This window comes from Sphingosinicellaceae bacterium, assembly GCA_019285715.1.
Lineage (GTDB): Bacteria > Pseudomonadota > Alphaproteobacteria > Sphingomonadales > Sphingomonadaceae > Glacieibacterium.
Window position 1 is genome coordinate 3,982,181 of sequence record CP079108.1, and the last position, 24,477, is coordinate 4,006,657.

Here is a 24,477-nt window from a genome sequence, read left to right on the forward strand (position 1 = left end):
GCACGACCCAGGGCTGCCGTGCCTTTGTAGTATCCGGTTCGCAGCAGGTTGCCTGCTTAATGGATGTTGTCGTGGGTGAACATCCAATCGCGGAACCGGTCGCGTGCGGCGGAAGTCGTGAAGCGGTGGCGGTAGACCTCTTCGAAGTCGGTGCCGTTCCGACTGAACAGCATCTCGCCGAAGACCACCTCGACCGGATCCTCGTGCTTCCTGACGACAGTGCCAATCACTTCGGCGATGGGCGTTTCGGTGAGGAGCTTTGACATGTGCCGGCCGACGGCCTCGTGATCGACGGCCTCGGCCAGGCGTCCCCACGCCGGCCACTGGTCCCGGCGGATGCTCAGCCATCGGCCGAGCTCATCGAAGGTCCGCCGATCCGTCGCCGCCCGTCCCCACAGCGGATTGATGTGGCCGCCGCGCTCGAACATCGCCCTCGTGAGGAGGACGAAAAGGTAGCCGTCCCGGATATCGCCGACGAACAGATGGCTTCCGCTGTCGTCGATGTGTTGCAGAAGCATTTCGTATTCCTTGCTGATGGCTGAGTGCCGTCAGCGTTACGGGAGATTGTTTTCCTCCCACTTGCCTCTGGCGCCTTCCACCTAGACCCTAGATCCTTCCTTCGTTTCGCTTCTGTGCCCCACTCGAGTTGAGCATCCTCGCCGGGAGCGGTCGCACGGCGGGTCCGTCTATCGGTGCCCTCAGGTCGCCGCGTTGGACGGCCGCCAACGGTTTGCAGGGGCGGTCGCGCGCTGTAGCAGTGCCGCAACGGCCGGGGGACGCGTATGACGAGCATCACTGTGACATCGACCGATATCGGGCACATCTCGATCGGGAGGCTGACCGCGAAAACCAACGCTGCCGGAACGCGCGTTCTGAGATACTACATCGATCTCCGCCACACGAAGCTCAACCTGCACAAGGAACTGAGCGCGACGGAGATCTCGATCCTGCAGAGCAAGGTCAACGTCCACGTCACCAGCTGGGATGTCAAATCGGCGCAGGACGGCCTTCGCAGATTGCTGCAGTCCGGCAAGGAGGCGGCCGACGAGGCGACTGTTGAAGCCGGGGCCGCCCAGGAGGGCCTGAGCCGCATTTGGGCTCGTACCCTGTCAGTGGACGACGCCGTGGACTGGTATGCTCTCAAGGACCGGTCCGCCTACGCGATGCCCGCCCGATTCTCGGAGCCGAAGCCCGTGGCGACGGTTATCGACGTCCCCGTGTTCGCGGCGCCCAAAGTTGGTATCGCCGACCGCCTGCTGGGTCGGAAGCAACGCATCATGTCGGACGCCGAAGAGGCCCATGCCGCAAGCGTCTCCGACTGCCGCCGAAGGCAGTCCGAAGCGGACGCTGCGGATGCCGTCGCACTCGCCGGGTGGCAGCGGCGGGAGAGGAAGTTCTGGGCTCTGCACCGGGAACAGGAGCAGGCCTTCCTGAGTGAGCAGGCGGCGAACAACGCGAAGATCGACGGGCTGCGCTCGGCCTTGAAGACCGGTGAGCCGGAAGCCGTCGGCCCGCGCCATTGATCTTGACCGGTTGAAATTTCTGCGAGTCCAGCAACACCATCACTTTCGATCGCCGCCAACGATCAATGTGCCGCCCGCGTACAACGCCGTGATGATACCCTTTCAGTTTTTATATACTCCGGATCTGCAAACACCGCCTCCGCTTCGTTCGCAATCACGGAACAATTATCAAGTCGTTACAGCCTTATGGACATCGCGCCGAAGATTGGGGATGACTACTCCCGTAAAGTCTTTTTAAAAGCACAGAACAAGTACGTTTGCCCGCCTCTTGGAGTTCCTGAAACCCGGGTGCGGACGCGTAAGTTCAGCCGGACCAACAACCCTAGCAGAGGCCGCATGGGTGCCGTATCCAGACCCTTGGCGACGCGTTTATTCGGCTCTAAGACTAGCGTCGGACGCGAGCGCTAAGACAGTCGAAAGCCGAGCCACGATGCAAATCCTTGTCCGCGACAACAACGTCGACCAAGCAATTCGTACTCTCAAAAAGAAGCTGCAGCGCGAAGGCGTCTACCGCGAGATGAGGCTCCGGGGTCATTACGAAAAGCCGTCGGAGAAGCGGGCGCGCCAACGAGCGGCGGCGATCAATCGTGCTCGAAAGGCAGACCGCAAGCGAGGCGAACGCGATAATTGAATAAGTCGTGCGCAGTGATGCGGCATTACCTTGCGAACCGACCTAAAAGTTCCGGGCACAGAGGGGTCATGCCGACATCGCGGCGGTAGCAGGCGCTCGCCGCAAGGCGAGAGGTGCCTTGCGTCGGGAGGGCGCCGAGAGGTTCGTGACAGTCGTTAAAGCGCTTGATCTGCCTTTGAGACAGCGATGCCGGTTGGGCCGACATAGAATCACGACGTCAATACGTCGACAGCTAAAAGCGAGTTAGCGACTGCTTCCCTGGTGCAAGGACGATTCGCGCATACTTCATTTAAATCATTTCACCAGTCGGATTAATCTGGCCGTTGTCACTTAACGGTCCATGACCGCGCTGTTCCCCTCCCCGGCCGAGGCTGGTATCGTCTTGCCGGAACCATGATCGAGCAATGGACGATGAAGGAAACTGGGTTGGACGGCCGTCACCGGGACAAGACCCCGCCCAAGACCGGCCAAATCCAGCAGAAACGTGGCGACACGGTGACCAAGAATTTGCCCAATCCGATCCCTGAGTTCTCGGCGCTCGCGAAGCTCGGGACGATGCGGAAGGAGACCGGTAAGACCAGCGTGGCGGCGGTGACAAAGGCCGCCAAGAACCGCAGCTGAGGCGAGTTTGGGCGTTCTGCTTCGCCGTCACGCCGGACGTCCGCCGGATCTTTGCCGATGCTGCGGCCGCAGACCATCGCCTACTTCGAGCGAGTTGCGTGTGGAGACGTTGCGGTGATCCGGACGACCTTGGCGATCCTGGCGCTGGTCACGACGCCAGTGTCGGCCGCCCCCGTCTACCCGCCTTTCGGGTTGGATCTCGCGGCGCCCGACCTGTCTGTCCGCCCCGGCGACGACTTCTTCGAAGCCTCCAACGGTGGCTATCTGAAGCGTCTCGAGATACCCGCGGACCAAGTCCTCGCGGGCAAGCGCTTCGATATGACCCAACGCATCGAGGATCGCCTGCACGGCCTCCTCGAGGATGCGGCGAAGCACGCGCCGGCGGAACCGACGACGCTCGAGGGCAAGGTCGGCGCAATGTATGCGGCGTTCATGGACGAGGCGGCGATCGAGTCCTCGGGCGCGGCTCCAATCCGGCCGGAGCTGAAGGCGATCCAGAACGCGCGCGACCGCGGCGAGCTCGCGGCGCTGATGGGCGAGAACGGTAGCTCGTTCTACGCCTCGCCGTTCGCCGCCGGCATCGATCAGGATCTGAAGCAGCCCGGCCGCTATGCCGTCTTTCTCAATCAGACGGGGATGCTGCTGCCGGATCGGGATTACTACTCGAAAGCCGAGTTCCAGCCGCACCGCGACGCCTACCTTAAGCACGCCGCGACGATCCTCGCGGCCGCCGGGTGGCCAGACCCGCATGCCGCCGCCGCCGCCGCGCTCGCCTTCGAGACGAAGCTCGCCGAGGCCAGCTGGACGATGGTCCAGCAACGCGACCTGACCGTGCAGTACAATCCGATGACGCCCGCTGCACTTGCGGCCTACGCCCCCGGTTTCGACTGGCAAGCATACCTGCGCGGCGCCGGGCTTGGTTCGAAAACGCGGCTGATCGTCATGCCCAGAACCGCCTTCCCGAAGCTCGCCGCCCTAGTCGGGTCGACGCCGCTGGAGGTCCTGAAGGACTGGCTAGCGTTCAGAGCCGCTGACGCCGCGGCGCCCTACCTCGCGCATGCCTTCGCTGACTCTCACTTTGAGCTGCACGGTCGGATGGTCGCCGGGCAGTTAGAGCAGAAGCCGCGGTGGAAACGCGCCATCCTGGCGGTCTCCGGGGGCGATTGCGCTGCCGAACCCGATTCATGCTTCGGCACACTCGATTGGGCGGTCGGCGAGCTCTATTCGGCACGCTACTTTCCCACCGCGGCCAAGGCCATGATCGAGGCGCTGGTCGCCGACTTGAAGGCAGCCTTCCGTCACCGCATCGAGAAGCTTGACTGGATGGGTGAGGCGACGCGGACGGAAGCCCTGAGGAAGCTCGACACCTACGTCATCAAGGTCGGCTTTCCCGACCGCCCGCGCGACTATTCCAGCGTGCGGATCAGGCGTGGCGACCTGCTAGGCGACGTCCGCCGCGCGACCGAGGCCGAGTGGGCCTTCCAACGGGCGCGCAGCGACGGGCCGGTCGACCGCGACGAATGGATCATGACGCCCCAGACGAACGACGCTTACAACGGCCGCCTGCGCGACGTCGTGTTTCCTGCCGGCATCCTGCAGGCGCCGATGTTCGACGCCGAGGCCGATCCAGCGATCAACTACGGCGCGATTGGCGGTGTCATCGCCCACGAGATGACGCACGGGTTCGACGACCAGGGTCGCGCTATCGATGCCGCGGGGGCGCTGCGCGACTGGTGGACGCCCGCCGACGCCGCCGCCTTCAAGGCGCGGGCAGCGGTGCTGGGCGCGCAATACGCGACCTACCAACCGGTGCCGGGTTTCCACATCGATCCCGACCTGACGATGGGCGAAAATCTCGCCGACCTTGGCGGCCTGTCGATCGCGCTCGACGCCTACCGGGCTTCGCTCCACGGCAGACCGCCACCCGTGATCGGCGGTCTGACCGGAGATCAGCGAGTCTTTCTCGGCTGGTCGCAGGTCTGGGCCGGCAAGGCCCGACCTGAGACGATTCGCAAGCAGGTCTCCAGCGACCCGCATTCCTACCGCAGGTACCGGGTCAACGGCGTCGTCCGCAACATAGATGGCTGGTATGCGGCGTTCGGGATCAAACCCGGCGACGCGCTATACCTGGCACCCGCCGAACGCGCCCGCATCTGGTGATACAGGACATGTTGCGGCATCTTGCAGGCGTTTCGTTGCGCTTTAACGCAATGACGGCAATTAGTGAGCGTCGGTCCCCGTACCCACTGGACCCGTCCCGTCAAGGTCTGGCGGAACGCCCGCAAATGAGACATCTGGAACGAATCCGGAGGCTTGCGGCTGCGTGTCCGGCGACCGGCGTAGTCTTGGCGCGGTAGCCTTCGACCGGCGTTAGACGCCCGCCCGTTGGAATGTGACTACGACCCTAGCTGGATCTTAAGGCAAGCTGGCATATTTGACTGCCCTCCGTTGCGGTGCTGCTCCTGACCCGGCTTGCGTGGCGACCCGGGCAATCAGGTCCGCTTACGCCCTCGGGGCAGGTTCGCAGGAGTCTCGGCACCTGCCGCGGGCGCTTTCAGAAGCACGGCGACCGGGACGTCGAAGGTGGTTGCTAGCCGGTCCATCAAGTCAACCGACGCTGCCACCACGCCGCGTTCCAGCTCGCTGACGTACGCGCGGTCGATTCCCGAGTCGGCAGCAAGACGCTCCTGCGAGAGGCCCCGCTCGGATCTCAGCGCCCTCATGTTCCATCCAAGCAGCGATCTCGCGTCCATCCACTGCAGCGACGGTCTGGACGACAATTAAACCACGGGCTATAGCCCGAGTTATTAATCCGAAAGCTATGGAGGCACCTATGCGCGATGCCGGTTCGTGCACAATCCCGTTCCTGGCCCTGACGATCGCCGTGCTCGTCGCCGGTCTCGGCACCAAGGCCGTCGCCGGACCGGCGGCGGGCGAGGTGCTGATAGGCTCAAATTTGGCCGGCCATCAGATCGGGGCCGATACCACCGGCGGCCGGGCGGATCGACGTCCCGAAGGCATGACGGCAACGCCGTACGAACTCGAAACCTACGATACGACGGTTGCGTCGAAGTTGCTCGTACAGGGCGATCCCGCCACTTTCGAACTCTACGGCTTCAAGCTGGGAATGTCGGTCCGAGAAGCTGACCGCAACGCCAGGCGCCTGCACCTGCGCTTCAACGGCGGTGACTTCACGAGCCCGTCCTTCGACGGCCGGGTTGCCGTCCGCGCGGCCGCGTTGCTTGGCCGTCCAATCCCTAAAGTGCCTCGCGTACTGTCACGCACCTCGATGGCCGACGCCGAGGGCAACCACTACCTGCTCGAATTCCTGCCGATGGAGGCTGGAGCGAGCGTTTCCTCCATCACCTATTCGGGCTCGCGGCAGGGCGAGTCGCCGAGCGAATTCCTGGCCGCTCTGCAAGCTAAGTACGGCAAGCCGACGTCCAAGTACGCAGGCGTCGACAACCTCGAGGCAAGGTGGTGCTCCAACGGTGATCTCGTCGCCCTGTGCGATGCAAGGCCGGCGCTCGGCGCAACCGGTTCGGACCGGGTCGACATCGTGCTTGTGCTGGGGAGCCGCGCCTCGCACGAGCTCGACCACCGGGTCGACACGAAGGCCGCGGAGGTCGCTGGAGCGGAGCGGCGACCGCCGGCATTCTGACCCACTCCCGATTTAACCGGGTTGCCGCCGCGGGGCCATGATCAGTTCTAATGAAAGGTCCGGTTGATGCCGATGGTCTGGGTGCTTCTCGTCGGGCTAGCGCTCCGGGGGCGGGGCGTGGTCGGGCTGTTCACCTGGACGTTGGGATCGGCGCTCGTACGCGCCGTCGTCGGTGCCAACGTGTCCCCAGCCGCCGGGTCGTGGTCGCAGATCATCTTCACCGGTACACTGTTCGTCTGGGCGATCCGACGTCCGACCGAGTCCGAAGCCAAGCTCGGCTTTCTGCGGGCCCTTCGACTGCTAATCGCGCTATGCATGATCGCGACTGGGCTGATTGGGCTGCTGATGCTGGCCATCCACGGCTTCCGCTTCTCCGGGTCTGGAGCACCGGTCTGGCTGCCGCTGGGGACGTCGGCGATATGCGGATCGATCCTGTTTGCTTTCAAAAAGTGGCTTGTACTCAACGAGAGGCGCAAGAAGTCTACCTGACTGGGCGGTTCGTATAATCGCCGCGCGCATCGCCGATAGAGGCGGTTCAGCTTAAGGGCACCATAGGGGGGCTCCCTGATTGGGCGTTTGCAGCGAGACGGACCTGACACGGCATGAGCCGCTAGCCCTTCCGAAGGGGGCCGCTCACGCACGGCGCGCGCAGCGCCGCAGTTGCTCGCGATCAACCTAATTAAGCGGCAAAGGGCATCATTGAAAGCTGACATGCGGGCGCGAATAAGATGCGATAATGCTGGTAAATGTCGAAAGTTGCTAATTTATCTTATTTTCTGAACCATTCAGGACATAACCCGATACAAGCAAGTTGAATAGCAACGAGGTTTTTATTTAGAGGAGATCATGAAACCTTATCCTCTGCTGTTTCTCGCATCATTGTGCGTCTTTCCGGTGTCGATGACTGAAGCCCAAGGAAACGATTTATCCGGATACATGTACATCGGAACCAACGCTGGTTCTGCCAATGGAATAGTGGTGCTTGGCCGGCATCAAGATGGAACCCTCACTGAGCTTAAAGGCTCACCGTATTCGACTGGAGCCAGAGGTGAAGCCTTAGCTGGCGATTTCGATACGCAATGGGCGGTGCGGATTGTCGGGGACTATCTGCTGACGATCAATGCCGGGCACAACCCGATCAACGGCAGCATCTCAGTGTTCAGGGTGAACCGCGACAATGGCACCCTGACGCAGATTGATCAGAACCCGGCGACGCCCGCCATGGACAACATCGATTCACACGGGATCAGGCCCGCCTCGATCGCAACGACAAGCGCGGAAGGCGTCACGTGGGTGGTCATCGGCAACCAGCACAGCAATCCGCTTTATCTGGACAACAAGCCGGCGCTGACCTCTCCCGTCGAAGCGAGCTCGCTTCGTAACCTCGCGGTGTTTGACCTTGATCCTGCTACGGGGATCATGAAATTCCGAAGTATCGGGGCCACCTACGACAGCGGGAAATATGGGGGGCCTGTAACCGTAGAGTTTAACCCCGGCGGCGACAAGCTCAGCGTGGTCACCTTCGGAGTGCCTGATGTGCAGGCCCATCCCCGGCCAAAACTGCAGGTCCCTGGACGGCTTTATATCTACAGCTTCAAGCGGGGGAATTTGAAGCAGACAGGTTTATATGAGGAGACAGGAGTGTCCGGCAACACTGGCTCCTCCTGGAGTCCTAACGGGCAATACGTCTATGTCACCAATGCAAACGCGGTATTGCAGGACCATGATCTCACCGTGCACGATGGTGTTACCGCCGCCAAGGTGCAGCATTTTGCGACGGGTTCCGACAATGACCAGAAAGATGAGGTCTGCTGGTCGCTAGTCAGCCTTGACGGAAAACGGCTCTATACCGCCAGCACGGGCACCAACGAGATCACAGTATTTGACATCGGCGATGATGGACGCCTCAGCAAGTCTCTCAAAAACAATGTCTTCCCGCTAAATGAAATCACCGGGGAAGATGCCAAGGATATGTATGAAACGCCCGGCCGCCTCTACGTCATGGCGGCGTTGAGAAGCCATTCAGTCGTCGCTTTCCGGACGGCCGCGGACGGGAGATTGACACAGGTAGGACCGCCCTATCGCATTCCCTCCTTGGCGAGCGCCAAAGCGGCGATCGCGGGCGGTGAGGGGGAGGTGGGGCTCGAGGGGATGACAGGGTTCGAGCGGTCGTCCTCAACAGCTAAGCCTTAGGAGTTACTCATGAACATGACGATCCCCGACCGCGCCGCACGAGCGATAGGCAAGACGGCGGGGGTGATCGCTTTAGCGCTGACGATCAACGCCGGCGCAACCGCTCAAGGAGCTGAAAAGGTGAGAACTGCTACGGCCAGCGATGCCGCATCCGCGTTCGACAAGCAGTTCACCCACCACAAGATTTATGTCGGAGATGTCCGCCTCCACTATGTGCGTGGAGGTCATGGCAGCCCTCTGATCCTCGTGCATGGCTGGCCATCGACATGGTATGAATGGCGCCGCGTGATGCCCGCATTGGCCAAGCATCACGACGTCATCGCGCTCGACATCAGGGGCTTGGGCGACTCGAGCAGGCCAGTCGGTGGGTACGACAAGGAGACTGCTGCGGCCGACATCGCCGGACTGATCCGTCAGTTGGAGCTTGGTCCCGTCGACATGGCCGGTCACGACATCGGCGGGCAAATCGCCTTCGCATTCGCTCGGAAGTACCCGGACTTGCTGAGGCGGGTCGCTATCCTGGATATCGCGTTGCCGGGGCTGCCGGAATGGGACCAGTCGCAGTTGTGGCACTTTGCATTCCAGGGTCAGCCGGACATGCCCGAATGGCTGGTAGCCGGCCATGTGCGGGAATACATAAGCTACTTCTTCAATAACGAGACGTACAACCCCTCGGCGTTCACCCGAGAAGATGTCGACGAGTACGTGCGGACCTACACGCAGCCTGGCGCGCTGCGCGCCGGCTTCGATTATTACCGCGCGTTTAAGCAGGACGCGATTGCCAACAAGACATGGGCCGACAAAGGCGGGAAGCTTTCGATGCCCGTGTTCTGGCTCGGCGGGCTTTCATCATCGAACCAGCGGCCAAGCGGCCAGTCAGAACCGGCCGGCGTTGGCGACCTGCTCCAACGTCAGTTGGTGGGTATTGCGACTGATCTTCATGGCGAACAACTTGCAGCCTGTGGCCACTGGATGTCCACCGAATGCCCCGACACAGTGTCGCGCAAGCTGCTCAACTTTTTTGACGGGGCGGCTGATGAGAAGAGGAAAGATTCCTAGCCGGAGGATGTGCTTTCGGTAGATATCTTAGCTGCTTGGTTAACTAACGATATTTACACCGTGGGCCATTTGTCTTCTGGGACCGCAAACCATACATGCCCTGACTCTTGCAAATTGAAGATGAGCTTAGATCGACCGAAAACAATGTTGCGAATGGAGATTTTTTTATGAAACGAACCTATCTACTCCTCAGCGCCAGTACAGCCCTTGTCGTAAACGGAGCGGGATCGGGGGCGGTCGCCCATGTGAGTAACGTTTCACACGCGACAGCAATCGCGCCGGTCAACCCCAACAACTGGTTGGGGTTCGCGAACACCCACGATTCCCAGCGCCGATCCGATCTAAAGCAGATCACGCGCGCAAATGTTGATCGGCTTGCCGTAACCTCGACTTACGACTTAGGCGAAACGAGTAATTTCGCGTCGGCGCCGGTGGTGATCGACGGTGTCATGTACATCAGCGCCAACACGAGCACGTTAGCAATCGACGCTGTCACCGGCACGCTCAAGTGGAAGCACGTTTACCGTGACTTCAAGCCGTCGCCGCCGCCCGACGCGATCAACAACTCTCGGGGCGTCGCCTATGCAGATGGTCGCATCTTCCGCGGTGTTGGCAATGGTTATGTCTATGCCCACGACGCGGTGACCGGCAAGGTGCTATGGAAAGTCAAGGGAGCAAGTCAAGTGGGCGGGGAAAGCCTGCCAGCGGCACCACAAGTCTGGAAGGGCCACGTTTTTACCACGCTGGCCGGCGGCGATATCGCCGGGGTTCGCGGGCGCGTTATGGCGTTCGACGTCACGACCGGCAAGCGGGACTGGACGTTCGAGCTGGCTCCCATAAGCGGGGCTGGTTCCGAGACATGGCCCAAGCCGACGGCACAGGTGCCACGGACGGGCGGCGGCTCCTACAGTTCGAGCACTCTAGACGAGAAGGCTGGCCTGCTTTACGTCCCTGTCGGGAATGCAGGCCCTGATTTCGACATCGCCGCCCGTCCCGGGCTGAACCTGTACACCAATTCGATCGTGGTCCTGAAGGCCGATACTGGAAAGCTGGTCAAGTATTTCAAGATCACCCCGGACGATTATCATGACTGGGACATCGTCGCGCCCCCAGCGTTGATAACCACCAAGGGCGGCGTCCGCATGATGTCAGCGGGCGCGAAAGACGGCTACCTGTACGGTATCGATCTGGACACCGGCAAGACGCTTTACAAGTCGGTAATCACGACGCGCGAAAATACGGCAGCGCCAGTGTCGGCGGCAGGTACGCGCTTCTGCCCCGGCATTCGGGGCGGAGTTCAGTGGAACGGACCTTCCTTCGATCCGCCGTCGAATACCTTGTTCATCGGCACGGCCGACGTCTGCACCACCGTCAAACTGGGCAGCCCTCCGCCACCGGTGGAGCTGGGCAAGACCTATAGCGGCGAGCCTAAGGGCTCCTTCTTCGGCACGTTCGATCCGTTCGATCAGGCCAAGGGCTGGCTGACCGCTGTCGACGCGGACAGCGGCAAGATCAAGTGGCGATATCATGCTGAAGCGCCTGTGATTGCGGGCGTGATTTCGACCGCCGGCGGACTGGTGTTCACTGCTGATCTGAGAGGCAACGTCATGGCCTTCGACGAATTGAATGGTAATATGCTCTACAAGCATGCGACAGGACAGCCGGTGGGTGGCGGCGTCATTACCTACGCCGTGAATGGCAAGCAATATATTGCAGTCGCGGCAGGTATGGAGTCCCAGGCTGAGTGGCGTATCAAAGGCACCAGGGCGCAGGTCTTCATATTCAGCCTGCCGGCGAAAGGTGCGGAGCCAAATCGGGCCGTGCGATGACATGTGTATAGACGACAGGGTTAATTAGCCCTTCTATCGGAGCTTTGAACCGGTTGAAAGTTTTATTCGATTTCGAGCCTGCATCAACTGCCTGCCACTTGGTGATCGCGGGAATGCATCACCCTTAGTCGGATGATTTTGGGGCGGGTTACGCGTTCGGCGGTGTTCCGTTAGACTTTTTCACGTACTATAACAACGACAAATACTGGATTTGAGCGCCCGTCGCGTGCGGCCGCCGCGACCGCTCACGGCGCCCGCCAAACTCACCGCGAATAAATGCGCCGTCGTCCGACACGTCCGCCCGTAAACGCGTCGGGCCCAGGCATTTATTGGAGGACAGCCATGAATGAGTATATATTGGCCTCGAACTGTCGTTGAAAGAGACTGCAGTTTCCGTGCGACGCGACGACAAGCGGATCTGGCGCGGAAAGCGCGTGTCCGATCCGAAGATCATTTCCGATCTCATCCGCAACAGCGCACCAGCGACCGAGCGGGTCGTGTTAGAGACGGGGCCGTTGTCGGTCTGCCCCTTGAAACCGGTCGTTCTCAGTTAAGCTGGAGCGCCTTCCTCTTCCAACGCTAGTCTATGCAAAGTCTCAAACAGCGCCTCGCCGGTCATGCGCGCCGGATCAAAACCACTTTGCTGTACCAGTGAACCGAAGCAGGCCGCATCAACCATGGACGCACCCACAAATCCCATCGACCAGTTTGCGAAAGCTCGGGACGGCACCGCGTCGAACGCCAGCAGTGACACATCGCCGTGGCGTTCATCCTGCTGGATGCGCTCGAACACCGCCTCGACGGCATCGCGTCCACCCTCCAGTACCTGAGCGAAGCACCCTCGGTTGAACATGAGGGCCCCCGTGACCCCAACCCGTTGATTATTGGCCTGGCTTTTAGCAAGGATCGATGTGATCGCGTTTGCCGCGTCGCCTCGGATGGCGTTGTGGCTATAGTACACTAACCGATAGAGATCATCGGACATGTCGGAGTTCCTCAGGCCACTAGGGCAAGGTGCGCGGATTGTAGCAGTGCCGTAACGGCGGCGGCTGGCATCGGTCGACCGGTCAGAAACCCTTGTACCTCGTCACACCCTGCGGCGCGGATACAGAGAAGTTCGGCCTCGGTCTCAACCCCTTCCGCAACGGTCCTCATGCCAAGCGCCGAGGCAAGGGCAATGATAGCGCGAGTGATCGCCCTTCGGTCCGCGTGGGCATCCATATCACGGACAAAGCACTGATCGATCTTGATCTTGTCGAACGGAAACATCTGAAGGTAGGCAAGAGACGAATAGCCGGTGCCAAAGTCATCCATCGACACGCTGACACCCACGTCTCGCAGCCGGCTCAACGTCCTTAAAACGTCAACGGTGTCTTCAAGCAGCGCGCCTTCGGTGATCTCGACCTCCAGCCGCTGCGCCGACAGTTCGGACAGGGCGAGCGCGGCCGTCACCACCTCAACAAGCTTGCCGCTACGGAACTGTATCGGCGCGATGTTAACTGCGATCGTCAGTGATTCCGGCCACCCAGCGGCTTGCATGCATGCCGTCCGCAGCACCCATTCGCCGATCGCGCCGATGATACCAATTTCTGCCGCTAACGGGATGAAGTCGCCCGGTGAGACGATCCCGCGCGTCGGATGTCGCCAGCGTAGCAGTGCTTCAAATCCCGTGATGTTATTCGACGTGAGGTCGATCTGAGGTTGATAGGCGATTTCAAATTGCTTGAGCGCAAGAGCCCGGCGCAGGTCGATTTCCATCGATCGCCGCGCCTGCATTCGCTCGTCCATCCCCGGTTCGAAGAAGCGATGGCAGCCGCGTCCCTCAGCCTTAGCGCGGTAAAGCGCCAGGTCGGCATTCTTGAGCAGGGCATCAGGCTCACGGCCGTCATTCGGCGCTACGGCTACACCGACGCTGGCGCCGATGTGGAGCATGTGGCCATCGACCGCGTAAGCACGACCGATCAGGTCGACCAGCCGCGTTGCGAGAGCGACTGCAGCAGCAGGCTGCGGCGCGCCGGATTGAATTACCGCAAATTCGTCGCCGCCAATCCGAGCGGCGAGATCTCCTTCGCGCAGCGCGCTCTTGAGCCTCTCGGCTACCTTGCGGAGAAGCGCATCGCCGATCGGGTGGCCGAGCGTGTCGTTAACTGCCTTGAACCGATCGAGATCAATATAGAATACCGCTGTACTTTCGCCGGTCCGGCTGGCGGCAGAGAGCCGTTCGACAAGGCGCTCGCGCAGAGCCTTACGGTTTAAGAGACCTGTCAACCCATCGCGCAACGCAAGCTCGGCGTTTCGCACGTAGGTCGTGACGTCGTCCATGCTAAGCACAAAACCGCCGCCGGACAGCGCCCGCAGTGTACAATCGAGCAGTAGGCTATCGGACAGCCGCAGTCTGATCGGTGCCGGTTCGGCGCCCGCGTCGACAGTCAAAAACACATCGTCGCCGCCGGTTGCGCCGCTGCTTGCGAACAATGCAGCGAGCGTGCATCCAATCGGATCGACCGGCGCGAACAGCGCTTCGGCACTGGCGTTGACGTACTCGACGTCGCGGTTTTCATCGAGGATCAGCACGGCCGTCGCCATTTCCGGCAGCGCCGCGCTTCGGGGCTCCAACGCTTTGACAGTTCCCTTCAAACTGGCGACGGTCATCCGGGCCTCCTCTACTGTGGAAGCTAGGCGATACTGCTCAACTTTGAATGAACACTGCCACCCGGCGATGCGGGACGCTATCAGCGCTGGCCCCGCCATCGAACTGCAATTCTGATGTCGTCGATGCAAACAGCCTGCTGGACGCTGGAGCCGGCTTGGCGTGTTCAACCGCATCTTCGCGGCACTGGCGGCGATGGGTGGCAAGCCCGACCAGCTGATGACCGGCGCGACCCCGTACTCCGGAAGTTCTATGACAACGTAAGAGTTCGAGCCTGATTGCCGGACACGCGAAAGCCGATCAAGGTGTGCGGTGGTACGCGGGTGCCGTCTGACGCTGTGCGGACCTGGTCAGTTGGATTGAACAGATTAAAATCAACGGCGACATCACCGGCTAGGACACACTGTTCGATCACCATTTCTTCATCCCCCAGCAGAGGAAATCGGCACTGACTTGTCTGCGCACGGAGAAGACCTGCAAACAGCTCGGCTCTTGTCGGCGAAAGCTCGTCCAGGCTGTCGCTGGTCATGAGGACACCGCCGGCTGCGGCTGCAAAGCGCGCCAATGCGTCGACCTCAACTTCGCTCAAATCGTGGAACCGATCACGCAGCAGGATGCAGTCGGGATCGGCCTGCCAAAGCACCCCGTGGCCATGGTTACGTGTCAGAAGGTCGCGCAGCAGGCTCTCTGCCGAATATTCACCATGCCAGCTGACGCCCATGTCGCGGCCGATACGCACCGTATCAATGAGACCTACCGAGGCCCACAGAGGCGAACCGCAACCGGCAACTACGACGTCTTCACCGACGGCCTCGCGGATCAGCGTCATCATGAGCCGCCAGATCGCTATCCGCGACAGGCCCGGTTGATACCAGCGCGCACGCTCAGGACCATATTCGGCACCGTGGAGCAGGAAGTCCGCTTTGATATAGCGGGCGCCCCACTCCTCGGTCCAGACGCGCAATACCTCAGCAATGTGGCCGGCTGCGCCGGGATGCGTGATGTCGAGAACATGATATTCTTCCGATCGCTTGTGCCACCGGAACTCGCCGTAGAAATGAAAGGCAAGGAGCGGCTTGCCTGTCGTGCAGTCTGCGACCAGCCACTCTGGATGTGTCGCAAATAGGCTTGAGCGATTGCCAACAAGGAAAGGGGCGATCCACAAGCCGGGCATGAAACCCGCCGCTGCTACTTCGGCGAGAAGCGGTGCAATGCCGCGTGGGAATTGGGGCCTGACGTCAAGCCAGTCGCCCATCTCAGGAGTAAAGCCGTCGTCGATCTGAAAAATTTCGAGCGGCACCTTGTAAGCGTCGCGATAGGCGGCGGCAGCGCGGATCTCGCGGCTAATCGTTGTCTCATCGATTGCCGCAAAATGATTGTACCAAGAGCACCAGCCTGTAATTCGCCGCGTCGGTAAGCGCGGCGACAGCGGCGCCACGGCGGCGACGCGGCGGGACCAGCGGCGGAGCACAGCTTCGACTTGATCACCGTCAAAGAGGAACAATGTCTCGGCCTCACAACCGCCGGTGCGGTCGAGAAGGGTCTCGGCGTCGATAATCAGCCCGGCCGCGTTACCGCCGAAGCGAAAGCGTGTCTGAAAACGGTCGTGGCGGTCAAATCCGAGCACGGCGGCCCCGTCCGCGTTCTCGGGCAGCAGGGCTGTCATGGCGAAACCCAGGGTCGGCGCCTTCGCAGGTTGGCCGTCGCCCGTAGAGGTACCCGGGCGGACAAAGTAGCTGCCGTCCCAGCTCTGGTACCCGTTGCGTAAATACGAGCGCACGCCGGTCGCGACTATGCGGATACCAAGGCTGTCGAGAAGCTGTCTGCAGCCGTCCATCGCAACGTCGAGAGCCAGCAGTTCATCGCCGTTCATGCGGAGTACGACCGCACCGCCGCTCTCGAGCGGCCAGCGGATCTCGTCGGCGCTGACGCTGGGCACCCCATGGTTCGGAACGGCACCGTCAAGTAGCGGCGCGACGATGCGCAACGTCACGCCACGGCGGACAAATTCAGGCAACAAGACGAATCTCCCGGCGCTCGTCCGCAGATTGTCGGGCAGCGAGCGCAAGGCGCAGGCTTGCAGCGCCATCGGCAAGGGTTACGGATGGCTGCCGGCAGCTTTCGATCGCGTCTACTACGTCGGCGAGCTGCGCCTGGAAAACGTCGATTGTGCCAGCCACGACTTCAGCTTCGCTTCCGGCGATCGTCGGCGTCAGGATCGCATCGTTCCATCCGCTGAAGCGCCCTGTCACCTGCTCGGCATAAAGCTGCCAGTCTTTGTGCCACAGGCCCGGTGTTGCAATGTTCGACGCGTTGAGCGTCGCCAGGCGCCCGTCGTCCCAGCCGAACACGATCGCCGACACGTCCTCGCCCGTATACCCGGCTGTGGACCGGTGCAGAAGGTTAGCGCGCCGGGCGTAGACGGTATCAGGATCGCCCATAAGGTGGCGGATAAGGTCGACTTGGTGAATAACCTGTTCAACGATCTGTCCGCCGGACCTGTCCTCATCGCGCCACCACGCCGCGTGGAGGGCGTTACAGTGATAGGTGCCAGCGTACAGGCAGACGGGGCCCGTGTCGCTCGCCCGCCAACGGCGCACCGCATCGCCGAAGCGGTACATGAAGCCGTTTGCAGCGACGATGCCTGCCTGGTGGACAGCGCTGACCATGCGGGCAGCCGCCGCGTTGGTCAACGTAAGCGGCTTTTCGACGAGCAGGTGCAAACCTCGCATTGCGGCATGTTCGACTTCGCCCGAATGGGCGAACGGCGGCAGAGCGACAATTAGCAACTCGGGAGCCTCCGCGTCGATCATGACGTCGAGATCGGTATACGCCGCACCTCCATTGGCTGTTGCAAACGCCTGCGTACGCTCGACGTCGCGCCCAACGCAGGCGACTAGCCCGTGGCCGAGCGCCTTTGCGGCGGCCGCATGACGCACGCCGATCCCGCCACAGCCGAGCAATGCGATCCTCATGTGTTAAATTCCAGCATCGCCTGAAGCAGGCCGGGCTCGCCGCGATCGAGCCGTTCGAACAGTCCGGGTGCATCGGCAAAGGGCGCGACGTGGGTTATCAACGGGATCAGGTCGAGGACGCCGCGGTACTGCAACTCGATCGCCGTGCGCCAGAGGCGCGGCTTCGACCAACGGTGCTGAGCTTCGGGTGCGGTACCCGAAATCTGCGAGCAAATAAGTTCGACACGATTATGGTGAAACTCCTCGCCGAGCCGGAGTCCTGGCACTTCGCCCTGAAAGAAGCCCATCGCAACGACGCGGGAGGAATAGGCGACGGCGCGTATTGCGTCGGCAAGCGCAGGCGGTGAGCCCGAAACCTCAATGCACACGTCGGCGCCGCGGCCCTCGGTCATCGCCTTGACTTCCTCGGCCGCCCCTCCGGCCGAGTCGAGCAGGTGATGCACACCGAGCCCCGCCGCCAATGCGCGCCGCGCGGGATCGGGATCGATGCCGATCACCGTCGCGCCGCTGGCGATCGCAGCCTGAGCGACGATCTGGCCCGGTACGCCCAGCCCCCACACCGCAACCGTATCCCCGATCCGGAGCCGCGCATCGTGAACCCCGTTAAGGGCGACCGCGCCGATATGGCTGAAGATGCCGATGCGGGGATCGGCATCTTCAGGCAAAAGTCGATCGCGCGCGTAAGCGGCCGCGGCGACGTGGTGCGAGCGGTGGTTCCAGGTGCCGTAGATCCGCTGGCCGACTCGAAGATCGTTGACGCCGGTCCCCAACTCGACGATCTGGCCGACTTCCTCGTAGCCGAGGTTGACGACCGGGTAGGGCCAGCTTGGTGCTTCGGCCTCGACGAACAGTCGACGCACCTCGTCCCAGCGGCGGTGCATGAACGGATTCGTGCCGCGATACTGCGATAACTCCGTGCCTGCGCTAATCCCGGAGAATAAGGTGGCGATACGTACTTCATCCTCACGCAGCGACGCATCGGGCGTCGTTTGAAAGGTGAGACGGCGCGGCGCCTCAAGCATGAGCGAGGTACTCACGCCAACACCTGAGCATTGGCGATCACAGCCCGTCGTGTCGTGCCGGCGGTCGCAAGCAGGATAACTACCGCCAATGCATAGAGCGCTGCAAGCGAGCCGAGAGCCGATGCCATGCCGAACGCGCCTGCCGCCTTAGCAACGAAGAGCGGCGCGATGCCGGCACCAGCAAAGCCACACGTCGTCATTAGGCCGACTGCCGTGGCGCGGGCGGTGGGCGGTACCACGTCCTGCATCGCGGCGTAGATGCAGCCGTCGAACAGACCCTTGCCGAGCGTCGTCCCGATCAGCACCAACGCCACTTGCGTGCCCGACGTCACCCAAGCCATCGGGGCAAGCAGCAATGCCGCCACAGCAAGACCAATGGCGAGTGTGTAAAAGCGACCTGCTGGCGTTTTGCGCGCCAGGAGGTCCGCGAGCAAACCCCCAAGTGGGACGGCAACGAACCCTGCGATGTTAATGCTCGCGGCGCCGTATAGCGCCGACCCCGCAAGGCTTTCGCCGAGTGCGTCATGGACGAAGGTCGGTGCCCAGACGGTGATGCCGCTGGCGACGGTGTTCGCGAGGAAAAACACCGCAAACAGCATCAAAGCGGGTTTTATCCGCAGGACAATCCCGTAGGGTTCTGGCTTCAGTCCCTTTTCGGCCGCGGTATGACGGATCGGTGCATCGCGCAGTGTCCGAAACAGCACCGCCGTCCAAACGAGGCCCGCGCCGGCAAACACCATAAACGGCGCGCGCCAGCCAAGCCGATCGGCGATGAGGCCGGCGAGGACTGCTCCCAGACCCGATCCTGCGAAGACCGCCGTCTGATGCAGTGACAGCGCACGGCTACGCCTTTCGGACCCGTGCCAGTCCCCGATCAAAGCTGTTGCGGTAGGATAGTAGGTAGACTCGCCGACAGCGACCACCGCGCGAAGCGCCAGCAACATGCCAAATCCTGCCGAAAGTGGCATGAGGCCCGTTGCTACGCTCCAAAACATCAAACCGTAGATAACGACCCGCGTTCGCCGTGTACCGTCGCCGAGTCGGCCGGCGAAAAGCGCAGCGGCGGCGTAGACCCAAAAGAATACACTCGACACGAGAGCGAGCTCGGTCGGCCCAAGGCCGAACTCGGACCTGATCGCGGGCATGACAGCAACGATGACCGAACGGTCCGCGGCGTTCAGGAAGGCTACTACCCATAGCAACCCGATCAACATCCACGGGTAATGCGGCGACGACGACGGGTTGTTCGTTGACGTGGCCATCACATCTCCATCAACTGTCCGCATCGATCAAGATCGCGCGGAAGTCGTTGACGTTGGTCAGTGTCGGACCCGTAACGACGATGTCGCCGAGACGTTCGAAGAAGAGATAGGCGTTGTTCTCGGTCAAGAACTGGATTGGATCGAGACCGAGCGCTGCGGCGCGGGCAAGCGTGGTGGGCGTGACGATCGCGCCGGCTGCGTCCTCGGTACCGTCGATCCCATCGGTATCGCAGGCGATAGCCCAAATGCCGGTCGCGCCATTGAGCGCAATTGCCAGGCCCAAGCAATACTCTAGGTTACGGCCGCCACGGCCAGCCTTGTTGACGACCGTCACCGTCGTCTCGCCGCCGGAAACGATCGCACGGCGCACGCCGTCCTTGGCTAGGCGCCGCGAGAGCGCGCCGTGACTTGCGCCGAGGTGGCGCGCCTCGGCCTGTAGCTGATCGCCAAGATCGGTAACCTGATAGCCGAGATCGCGAGCCATTTCACCTGCAGCGAAGAGCGCGTCGCGGGCTCTTGCAATTATTGCGGTCTCGGCACCGGCGACGCCAAGGGTGTCGGCTGCAGGCGTTTCGTTGACCGGGTCAGCAAGTGCTTGCATCACTTCTGGTGAGGATGTGATGCCGTAGCGCTGGAGGACTTCACGCGCCTGTTCGAGACTGCTGGTATCGGCGACGGTCGGGCCCGACGACACGAAACTGGGATCATCCCCCGGCACGTCCGAGATGATCCACGTTGTAACGGCAGCATGCCGAGCGGCAACCGCGAGGCGGCCGCCCTTGATCAGCGAAAGATGCTTGCGGACCCGATTTATCTCCTCGATCGTTGCACCCGACTGCAGAAGTGCACGGGTGACGACCTGCTTGTCGGCCAGCGTCACGCCTTTCACCGGGGCCGCAAGCAGCGCCGAGCCACCCCCCGACAGCAGGACCAACAGATGATCGCCTGCTTCCAGCCCGTGCGCCAACTCAAGCGCACGATGAGCGGCGCGCACGCTGTCCTGATCGGGATAAGGATGGCCGGCCTCGATTAGCTCGACGCCCGGCCAATCGACGCCGCTGTCCGGCAGATGGCCTTTCCGTGTGACGACCAGTCCCTCGATCCGCCCCTTGGCCCGGACGTGGGCAACGCGCATCATCTCGGCCGCACCCTTGCCGACCGCGATGACGACGGTGCGACCATGTAGCGCCAGCGGAATGTGTGCCGGCATCGCGGTCCACGGTAAGACCGCGCGTACTGCCTCGGCGAACAAGCTTCGCAACTCCGCGCGAACCCGTTCTCCAGCTTTGGCAGACATGCTGTCGATGATAACGTCCTCCTGGCTGGCGGCGACCACATTGTCCGATTGAAGCGACTTTGCCGGATAACCAAGCCAGCGAACCTGCAACGCTCCGTTGTAAAAGTTGCAACAGTGCGCTTCGGCTTTAGAGTTCCCAGGAAAGCGTCGGGCGCAGGTGCTCGACGAGGAAATCGATCAGCTTGCGGACGCGAACCGGCACGCCTTTGGGGTCGGCAAAAAGGGCAAAGAAGTGCATGTCCGCGGTATGCCAGTCCGGAAGCACTTCGATCAATCTGCCTTCCGCAAGGTCGCGCTTACATAAAAAGGCAGGCAGGGTAGCGATGCCCAGTTCGGAGAGCACCGCCTGTCGCAGCAGGATAAAGTCGTTGCACAGCAGACGCGGGGTGAACTCCACCGTAACTTCAGCGTCCGCCGAATGCAGGCTCCAGCGATGCCGACGATCAATCATCCCGGCTGCAAGCAAGTCGAAGCGCGGCAGGTCGACATGGCTTTGCGGAGTACCATTCCGCTCGAAATAACCAGGTGCGCCGAACGCGCCGCAGCCCGTCGAGCCGAGCTTCACTGCGATCAGCCCAGAGTCCGCGAACGGTCCAACGGCGAGCGCGACGTCGAAGCCCGCCTGCAACAGGCCAACTGCATCGTCGCTCAAAACGCTCACCAAGCGCACGTCGGGGAACTGCTGGAGGAACCTTGCAAGCAGCGGGCCGATCAGGCTTTGGCCGAGCACGTAGGGTATTGCGATCTTGACGACGCCGTGGGGCACCGCGCGGCGGTTCACCAGCGCACGCTCACCGTCCCGCAGCACTCCCATCGAACGCAGGCAATAATCGAAAAAGGTTGCACCGTCTTGGGTGACCGTCACGGCACGGGTGGTGCGGTGAAGCAGTTGTACGCCAAGATGCTCCTCCAGGCGTGAGAGGCGCCGACTGACCGTGGACTTCGGAAGGCCGAGGACATGGCCCGCTTTCGTCAGGCTCTCGGTTTCGACGACTTTCGTGAACACCATGAGGTCGCCGAGATCGAGCATAACGCAGTGCTAAGGTATGTTGAGCGATTTGCAACAGTGCGTTGCGCGATCGCCGACTTCCCGACCTATGTCTCTGGCCTCACGCTCGTCAAATCCAAAGACGCGTAACAAAGCGTCGGAGCAGGGGAGAGAAAGATGAGCCGCTTAGCCACGTCCGGTCTCAAAGTCGCCATGCTGACGACATCAGCGTTCTGGGCACTACCAGTTGTGGCACAAGTTGCGCCAGACAGCACCCGAACCAGCGCACCGACCGCAGCCGTCGGGACTCCCGACGACCGTCCGCCACAGGACGATCAAAGCGAGATCATCGTGACCGGAACAAGTGTCGCGCGTCGCGCCCTCGACACACCGCTGGCGGTGTCGACGATCAACGCGGACAGCCTGCAACGGACCAGCCAGATCAACCAGGCCGACATTCTCAACACGATTCCGACGATCAAGGCCGACGGCGGTGGCGGTGAGGTCGCGGCCAACGTCTTCGTTCGCGGTTTGCCCTCGGGCGGTCAGTACCAATTTACGCCACTTGAATACGACGGCATTCCGGTGCTTTCGACCTTCGGTCTGAATTCCTCAGCCTTTGACGTGTATTATCGCAACGATCTCGGACTGGACCGGCTCGAGTTCGTCCGCGGCGGCGTGTCGAACCTGTTCGGACCTGGCTCGGTCGCTGGGCTCATCAACTATATCAGCCGGACCGGCGGCGACGAGATGCGGGGTACGGCTCAGCTCGAGATTGCGGAGCGGGGGCGCTACAAAGGCGACGTAGCCGTCAGCGGGCCACTTGGACACGGCCTCTATTATGCGCTGTCTGGCTGGTACCGCACCGACGACGGTCCGATCCGAACCGGGCTTGACACCAAGGGCTACCAAGTCCGCGGCAATCTGAAATACGAGTTTCCCGACCAGAGCGGTTCGATCACTGTTTACGGACAGTACATCGACGATCAGGTGCAGTATTATCTGCCAGTGCCGCTGGACGGCAAAACCCGGAATCGAACAGCGGGTAATGACGGCAAGAAGGTTTATCAGGTCATCAACAACAACGTGGCCGGGCTCGGCTTTAACACGCCTGACGGACCGTTTACGACCGATATCACCGACGGCGTCACGACCAAGGGCGGGCAGATCGCCGTCGCCTTCGACAAAAAGTTTGGTGACTCCGGGTTTGCGATCAACGGTCGCGGTAAGTATTCGCGATACGCTCACAAGTTCGGGCTTTGGTCGGACGGCGACGGCATCATCAACGTGCCCGAAACCCAGGCGAGTTTTCTCACCAATCGCGGACTAGGCTCGACGGGCAATGCGAGCTTCACCTACGCGGACGATGGCACCACATTGCCCGGCGATAACATCCTGTTCGCCAATCGCTTCACGGATCGCAATCGCCCGACGCATGACTACACCGGCGAACTAAACCTGACACTGGATGCCGAAACCGGGTCGGTGCATCACAACTTTACGCTAGGCGGCTTCTATGCCGACGCGACGGCGCGCGATTTCAACGTGACGACGACCTATCTCGGCGAGTTCAACAACAAAGCCCGTTTGGTGGACCTCACGGTCACCAACCCAGTGACCAACCTGCAGACGATCTATTCACGCGATGGGCTACTTAACGCCGGTGCGGGCTATGTCAACAACCGTGCCGAGGTGAAGCGCTACGCCGCCTATTTCGCTGACCAGACAAGGATCGGCGATCGCTTCAATCTCGATATCGGGGTGCGAGTGGAGCATTTGAGCGGTGACATCAGCCGGGAACGGACCTCAGTCACGGTCACCGACGCGACGACCCCCAATCTGTCCCCAGCGCTGCGCGACGTGATCTGGGGCAATGACGGCTACCTCACCGGTCACGTGTCTTCGACACAATGGGCAGTTGCAGGTGGCGCCTTGTACAAGGTTTCGGACCGGGTCAGCCTATACGTAAACGGTTCCCGGGGTTATTTCTTTCCCGAGATCAGGGCAGTGCAATTTCGTCCGCTGCCCGTAGGGACTGCCGCGAACGCCAGCGTTTCCCCCGGCACCAACACATATGACGGCGAGATCATCAAACAATTCGAGGGCGGCATCAAGGTCGACCAGCCCTGGTTCAACCTGACTGCGGCAGCCTTCTACACCAAGCTCGACAACCGCCGGCAGATCAATTTCATCAACGACGGCGCGGGCGGTTTCACCGAACAGGTCAACCTCGTCGCCACCCGCTCGTATGGGGTCGAAGGCACGCTGGATGTCAAGATCCTTGATCACCTGCACTTCAATGGCAACCTGACTTTGACCAACGCAAAATACACGAAGTTTCAACAGAACGGGACCGTTTCGGTCTTTGTCGGTAAAGACTTGGAGAGACAGCCGGATCTTTTGTATAACGCCGGACTATACTACGACGATGATCGGTTTGATCTCTCAATTTCGACAAATTATACCGGAGATAACTTTACGGCGGCGAACAATGCAATCCGTTTGAATGGCTGGAACGTGGTCAATCTCGACACGGGGATTAAGATGCGGGTGCTCGGCGACCGGCACGTCAGGCTGAGTCTCAACATCTTCAACTTGCTGAATACCGACGCAGTCACCGAGGGGTCTCCGCGGCAGGACATCAATCAGGCGGCCGGAGGGGATTATTTCGTCGGTCGCCCGGTGCTGCCGCGGCGCCTGACTGGCCGCCTGACATTCAACTTCTAACGATCTCCAGTAAGTTGAGCGGGCCTCCGGGCCAGTTCT

At 61.5% G+C, this 24,477-nt stretch carries 20 protein-coding genes; 10 read left to right on the forward strand and 10 right to left on the reverse strand.

What is annotated here, in order from left to right:
* Nucleotides 1–56: 56 nt before the first annotated feature.
* Entirely contained in the window at nt 57–518 is a 462-nt protein-coding gene (locus KX816_18390; GenBank protein ID QXQ06127.1) for a hypothetical protein, read from the reverse strand.
* A gap of 264 nt (nt 519–782) precedes the next feature.
* Between KX816_18390 and KX816_18395 the strand changes: the two genes are divergently transcribed.
* From KX816_18395 to KX816_18410, 4 genes are all read left to right on the forward strand, one after another.
* A complete protein-coding gene (locus KX816_18395) occupies nt 783–1,523 on the forward strand; it encodes a DUF3405 domain-containing protein (protein ID QXQ06128.1) in 741 nt (246 codons plus the stop codon).
* 430 nt (nt 1,524–1,953) lie between these two features.
* Nucleotides 1,954–2,154: a 30S ribosomal protein S21 gene (rpsU, locus tag KX816_18400; GenBank protein QXQ06129.1), complete on the forward strand. Its 201-nt coding sequence runs from the start codon at nt 1,954–1,956 to the stop codon at nt 2,152–2,154.
* A 426-nt stretch (nt 2,155–2,580) separates the two neighbouring features.
* Nucleotides 2,581–2,775, forward strand: a complete 195-nt coding sequence (locus KX816_18405) for a hypothetical protein (GenBank protein ID QXQ06130.1) — start codon at nt 2,581–2,583, stop codon at nt 2,773–2,775.
* A gap of 57 nt (nt 2,776–2,832) precedes the next feature.
* Nucleotides 2,833–4,935 (forward strand): M13 family metallopeptidase, encoded by a 2,103-nt coding sequence (locus KX816_18410; protein QXQ06131.1) that lies wholly within the window; start codon nt 2,833–2,835, stop codon nt 4,933–4,935.
* A 332-nt stretch (nt 4,936–5,267) separates the two neighbouring features.
* Here KX816_18410 and KX816_18415 read toward each other — a convergent pair whose 3' ends face one another.
* Nucleotides 5,268–5,528, reverse strand: coding sequence for a helix-turn-helix domain-containing protein (locus KX816_18415; GenBank protein QXQ06132.1), 261 nt, complete (start codon nt 5,526–5,528; stop codon nt 5,268–5,270).
* Between the two features lie 80 nt (nt 5,529–5,608).
* Between KX816_18415 and KX816_18420 the strand changes: the two genes are divergently transcribed.
* The 5 genes from KX816_18420 (at nt 5,609) to KX816_18440 (ending at nt 11,517) form a co-directional block, all read left to right on the forward strand.
* Nucleotides 5,609–6,436: a hypothetical protein gene (locus KX816_18420; GenBank protein ID QXQ06133.1), complete on the forward strand. Its 828-nt coding sequence runs from the start codon at nt 5,609–5,611 to the stop codon at nt 6,434–6,436.
* 66 nt (nt 6,437–6,502) lie between these two features.
* Nucleotides 6,503–6,925 carry a hypothetical protein gene (locus KX816_18425; GenBank protein QXQ06134.1) on the forward strand — a complete coding sequence of 141 codons (423 nt, stop codon included), beginning with the start codon at nt 6,503–6,505 and terminating at the stop codon, nt 6,923–6,925.
* Between the two features lie 411 nt (nt 6,926–7,336).
* Nucleotides 7,337–8,629 (forward strand): hypothetical protein, encoded by a 1,293-nt coding sequence (locus tag KX816_18430; GenBank protein QXQ06135.1) that lies wholly within the window; start codon nt 7,337–7,339, stop codon nt 8,627–8,629.
* Nucleotides 8,630–8,638: 9 nt separating this feature from the next.
* Nucleotides 8,639–9,688, forward strand: coding sequence for an alpha/beta hydrolase (locus KX816_18435; GenBank protein QXQ06136.1), 1,050 nt, complete (start codon nt 8,639–8,641; stop codon nt 9,686–9,688).
* A 107-nt stretch (nt 9,689–9,795) separates the two neighbouring features.
* A complete protein-coding gene (locus KX816_18440; protein QXQ06137.1) occupies nt 9,796–11,517 on the forward strand; it encodes a PQQ-binding-like beta-propeller repeat protein in 1,722 nt (573 codons plus the stop codon).
* Between the two features lie 550 nt (nt 11,518–12,067).
* Here KX816_18440 and KX816_18445 read toward each other — a convergent pair.
* From KX816_18445 to KX816_18480, 8 genes are all read right to left on the reverse strand, one after another.
* Complete coding sequence (locus tag KX816_18445) at nt 12,068–12,502, reverse strand: BLUF domain-containing protein (protein QXQ06138.1); 435 nt, start codon at nt 12,500–12,502, stop codon at nt 12,068–12,070.
* Nucleotides 12,503–12,513: 11 nt separating this feature from the next.
* On the reverse strand, nt 12,514–14,169 hold the full coding sequence (locus KX816_18450; GenBank protein ID QXQ06139.1) for an EAL domain-containing protein: 1,656 nt from the start codon (nt 14,167–14,169) through the stop codon (nt 12,514–12,516).
* Between the two features lie 248 nt (nt 14,170–14,417).
* The gene (locus KX816_18455; protein ID QXQ06140.1) at nt 14,418–16,256 is read right to left on the reverse strand and encodes an alpha-galactosidase; all 1,839 of its coding nucleotides are present in this window, start codon (nt 16,254–16,256) and stop codon (nt 14,418–14,420) included.
* A complete protein-coding gene (locus KX816_18460; GenBank protein ID QXQ06141.1) occupies nt 16,177–17,142 on the reverse strand; it encodes a Gfo/Idh/MocA family oxidoreductase in 966 nt (321 codons plus the stop codon). The genes KX816_18455 and KX816_18460 overlap by 80 nt, the downstream gene beginning before the upstream one ends.
* Entirely contained in the window at nt 17,139–18,179 is a 1,041-nt protein-coding gene (locus KX816_18465; GenBank protein QXQ06142.1) for a zinc-binding dehydrogenase, read from the reverse strand. The genes KX816_18460 and KX816_18465 overlap by 4 nt, the downstream gene beginning before the upstream one ends.
* The gene (locus KX816_18470; protein QXQ06143.1) at nt 18,176–19,426 is read right to left on the reverse strand and encodes an MFS transporter; all 1,251 of its coding nucleotides are present in this window, start codon (nt 19,424–19,426) and stop codon (nt 18,176–18,178) included. Before KX816_18470 ends, KX816_18465 begins: the two co-directional genes overlap by 4 nt.
* Nucleotides 19,427–19,436: 10 nt before the next feature.
* Nucleotides 19,437–20,813 carry a glycerate kinase gene (locus KX816_18475; GenBank protein ID QXQ06144.1) on the reverse strand — a complete coding sequence of 459 codons (1,377 nt, stop codon included), beginning with the start codon at nt 20,811–20,813 and terminating at the stop codon, nt 19,437–19,439.
* 37 nt (nt 20,814–20,850) lie between these two features.
* On the reverse strand, nt 20,851–21,753 hold the full coding sequence (locus KX816_18480; GenBank protein ID QXQ06145.1) for a LysR family transcriptional regulator: 903 nt from the start codon (nt 21,751–21,753) through the stop codon (nt 20,851–20,853).
* A 135-nt stretch (nt 21,754–21,888) separates the two neighbouring features.
* Between KX816_18480 and KX816_18485 the strand changes: the two genes are divergently transcribed.
* Complete coding sequence (locus KX816_18485) at nt 21,889–24,438, forward strand: TonB-dependent receptor (protein ID QXQ06146.1); 2,550 nt, start codon at nt 21,889–21,891, stop codon at nt 24,436–24,438.
* Nucleotides 24,439–24,477: the final 39 nt, after the last annotated feature.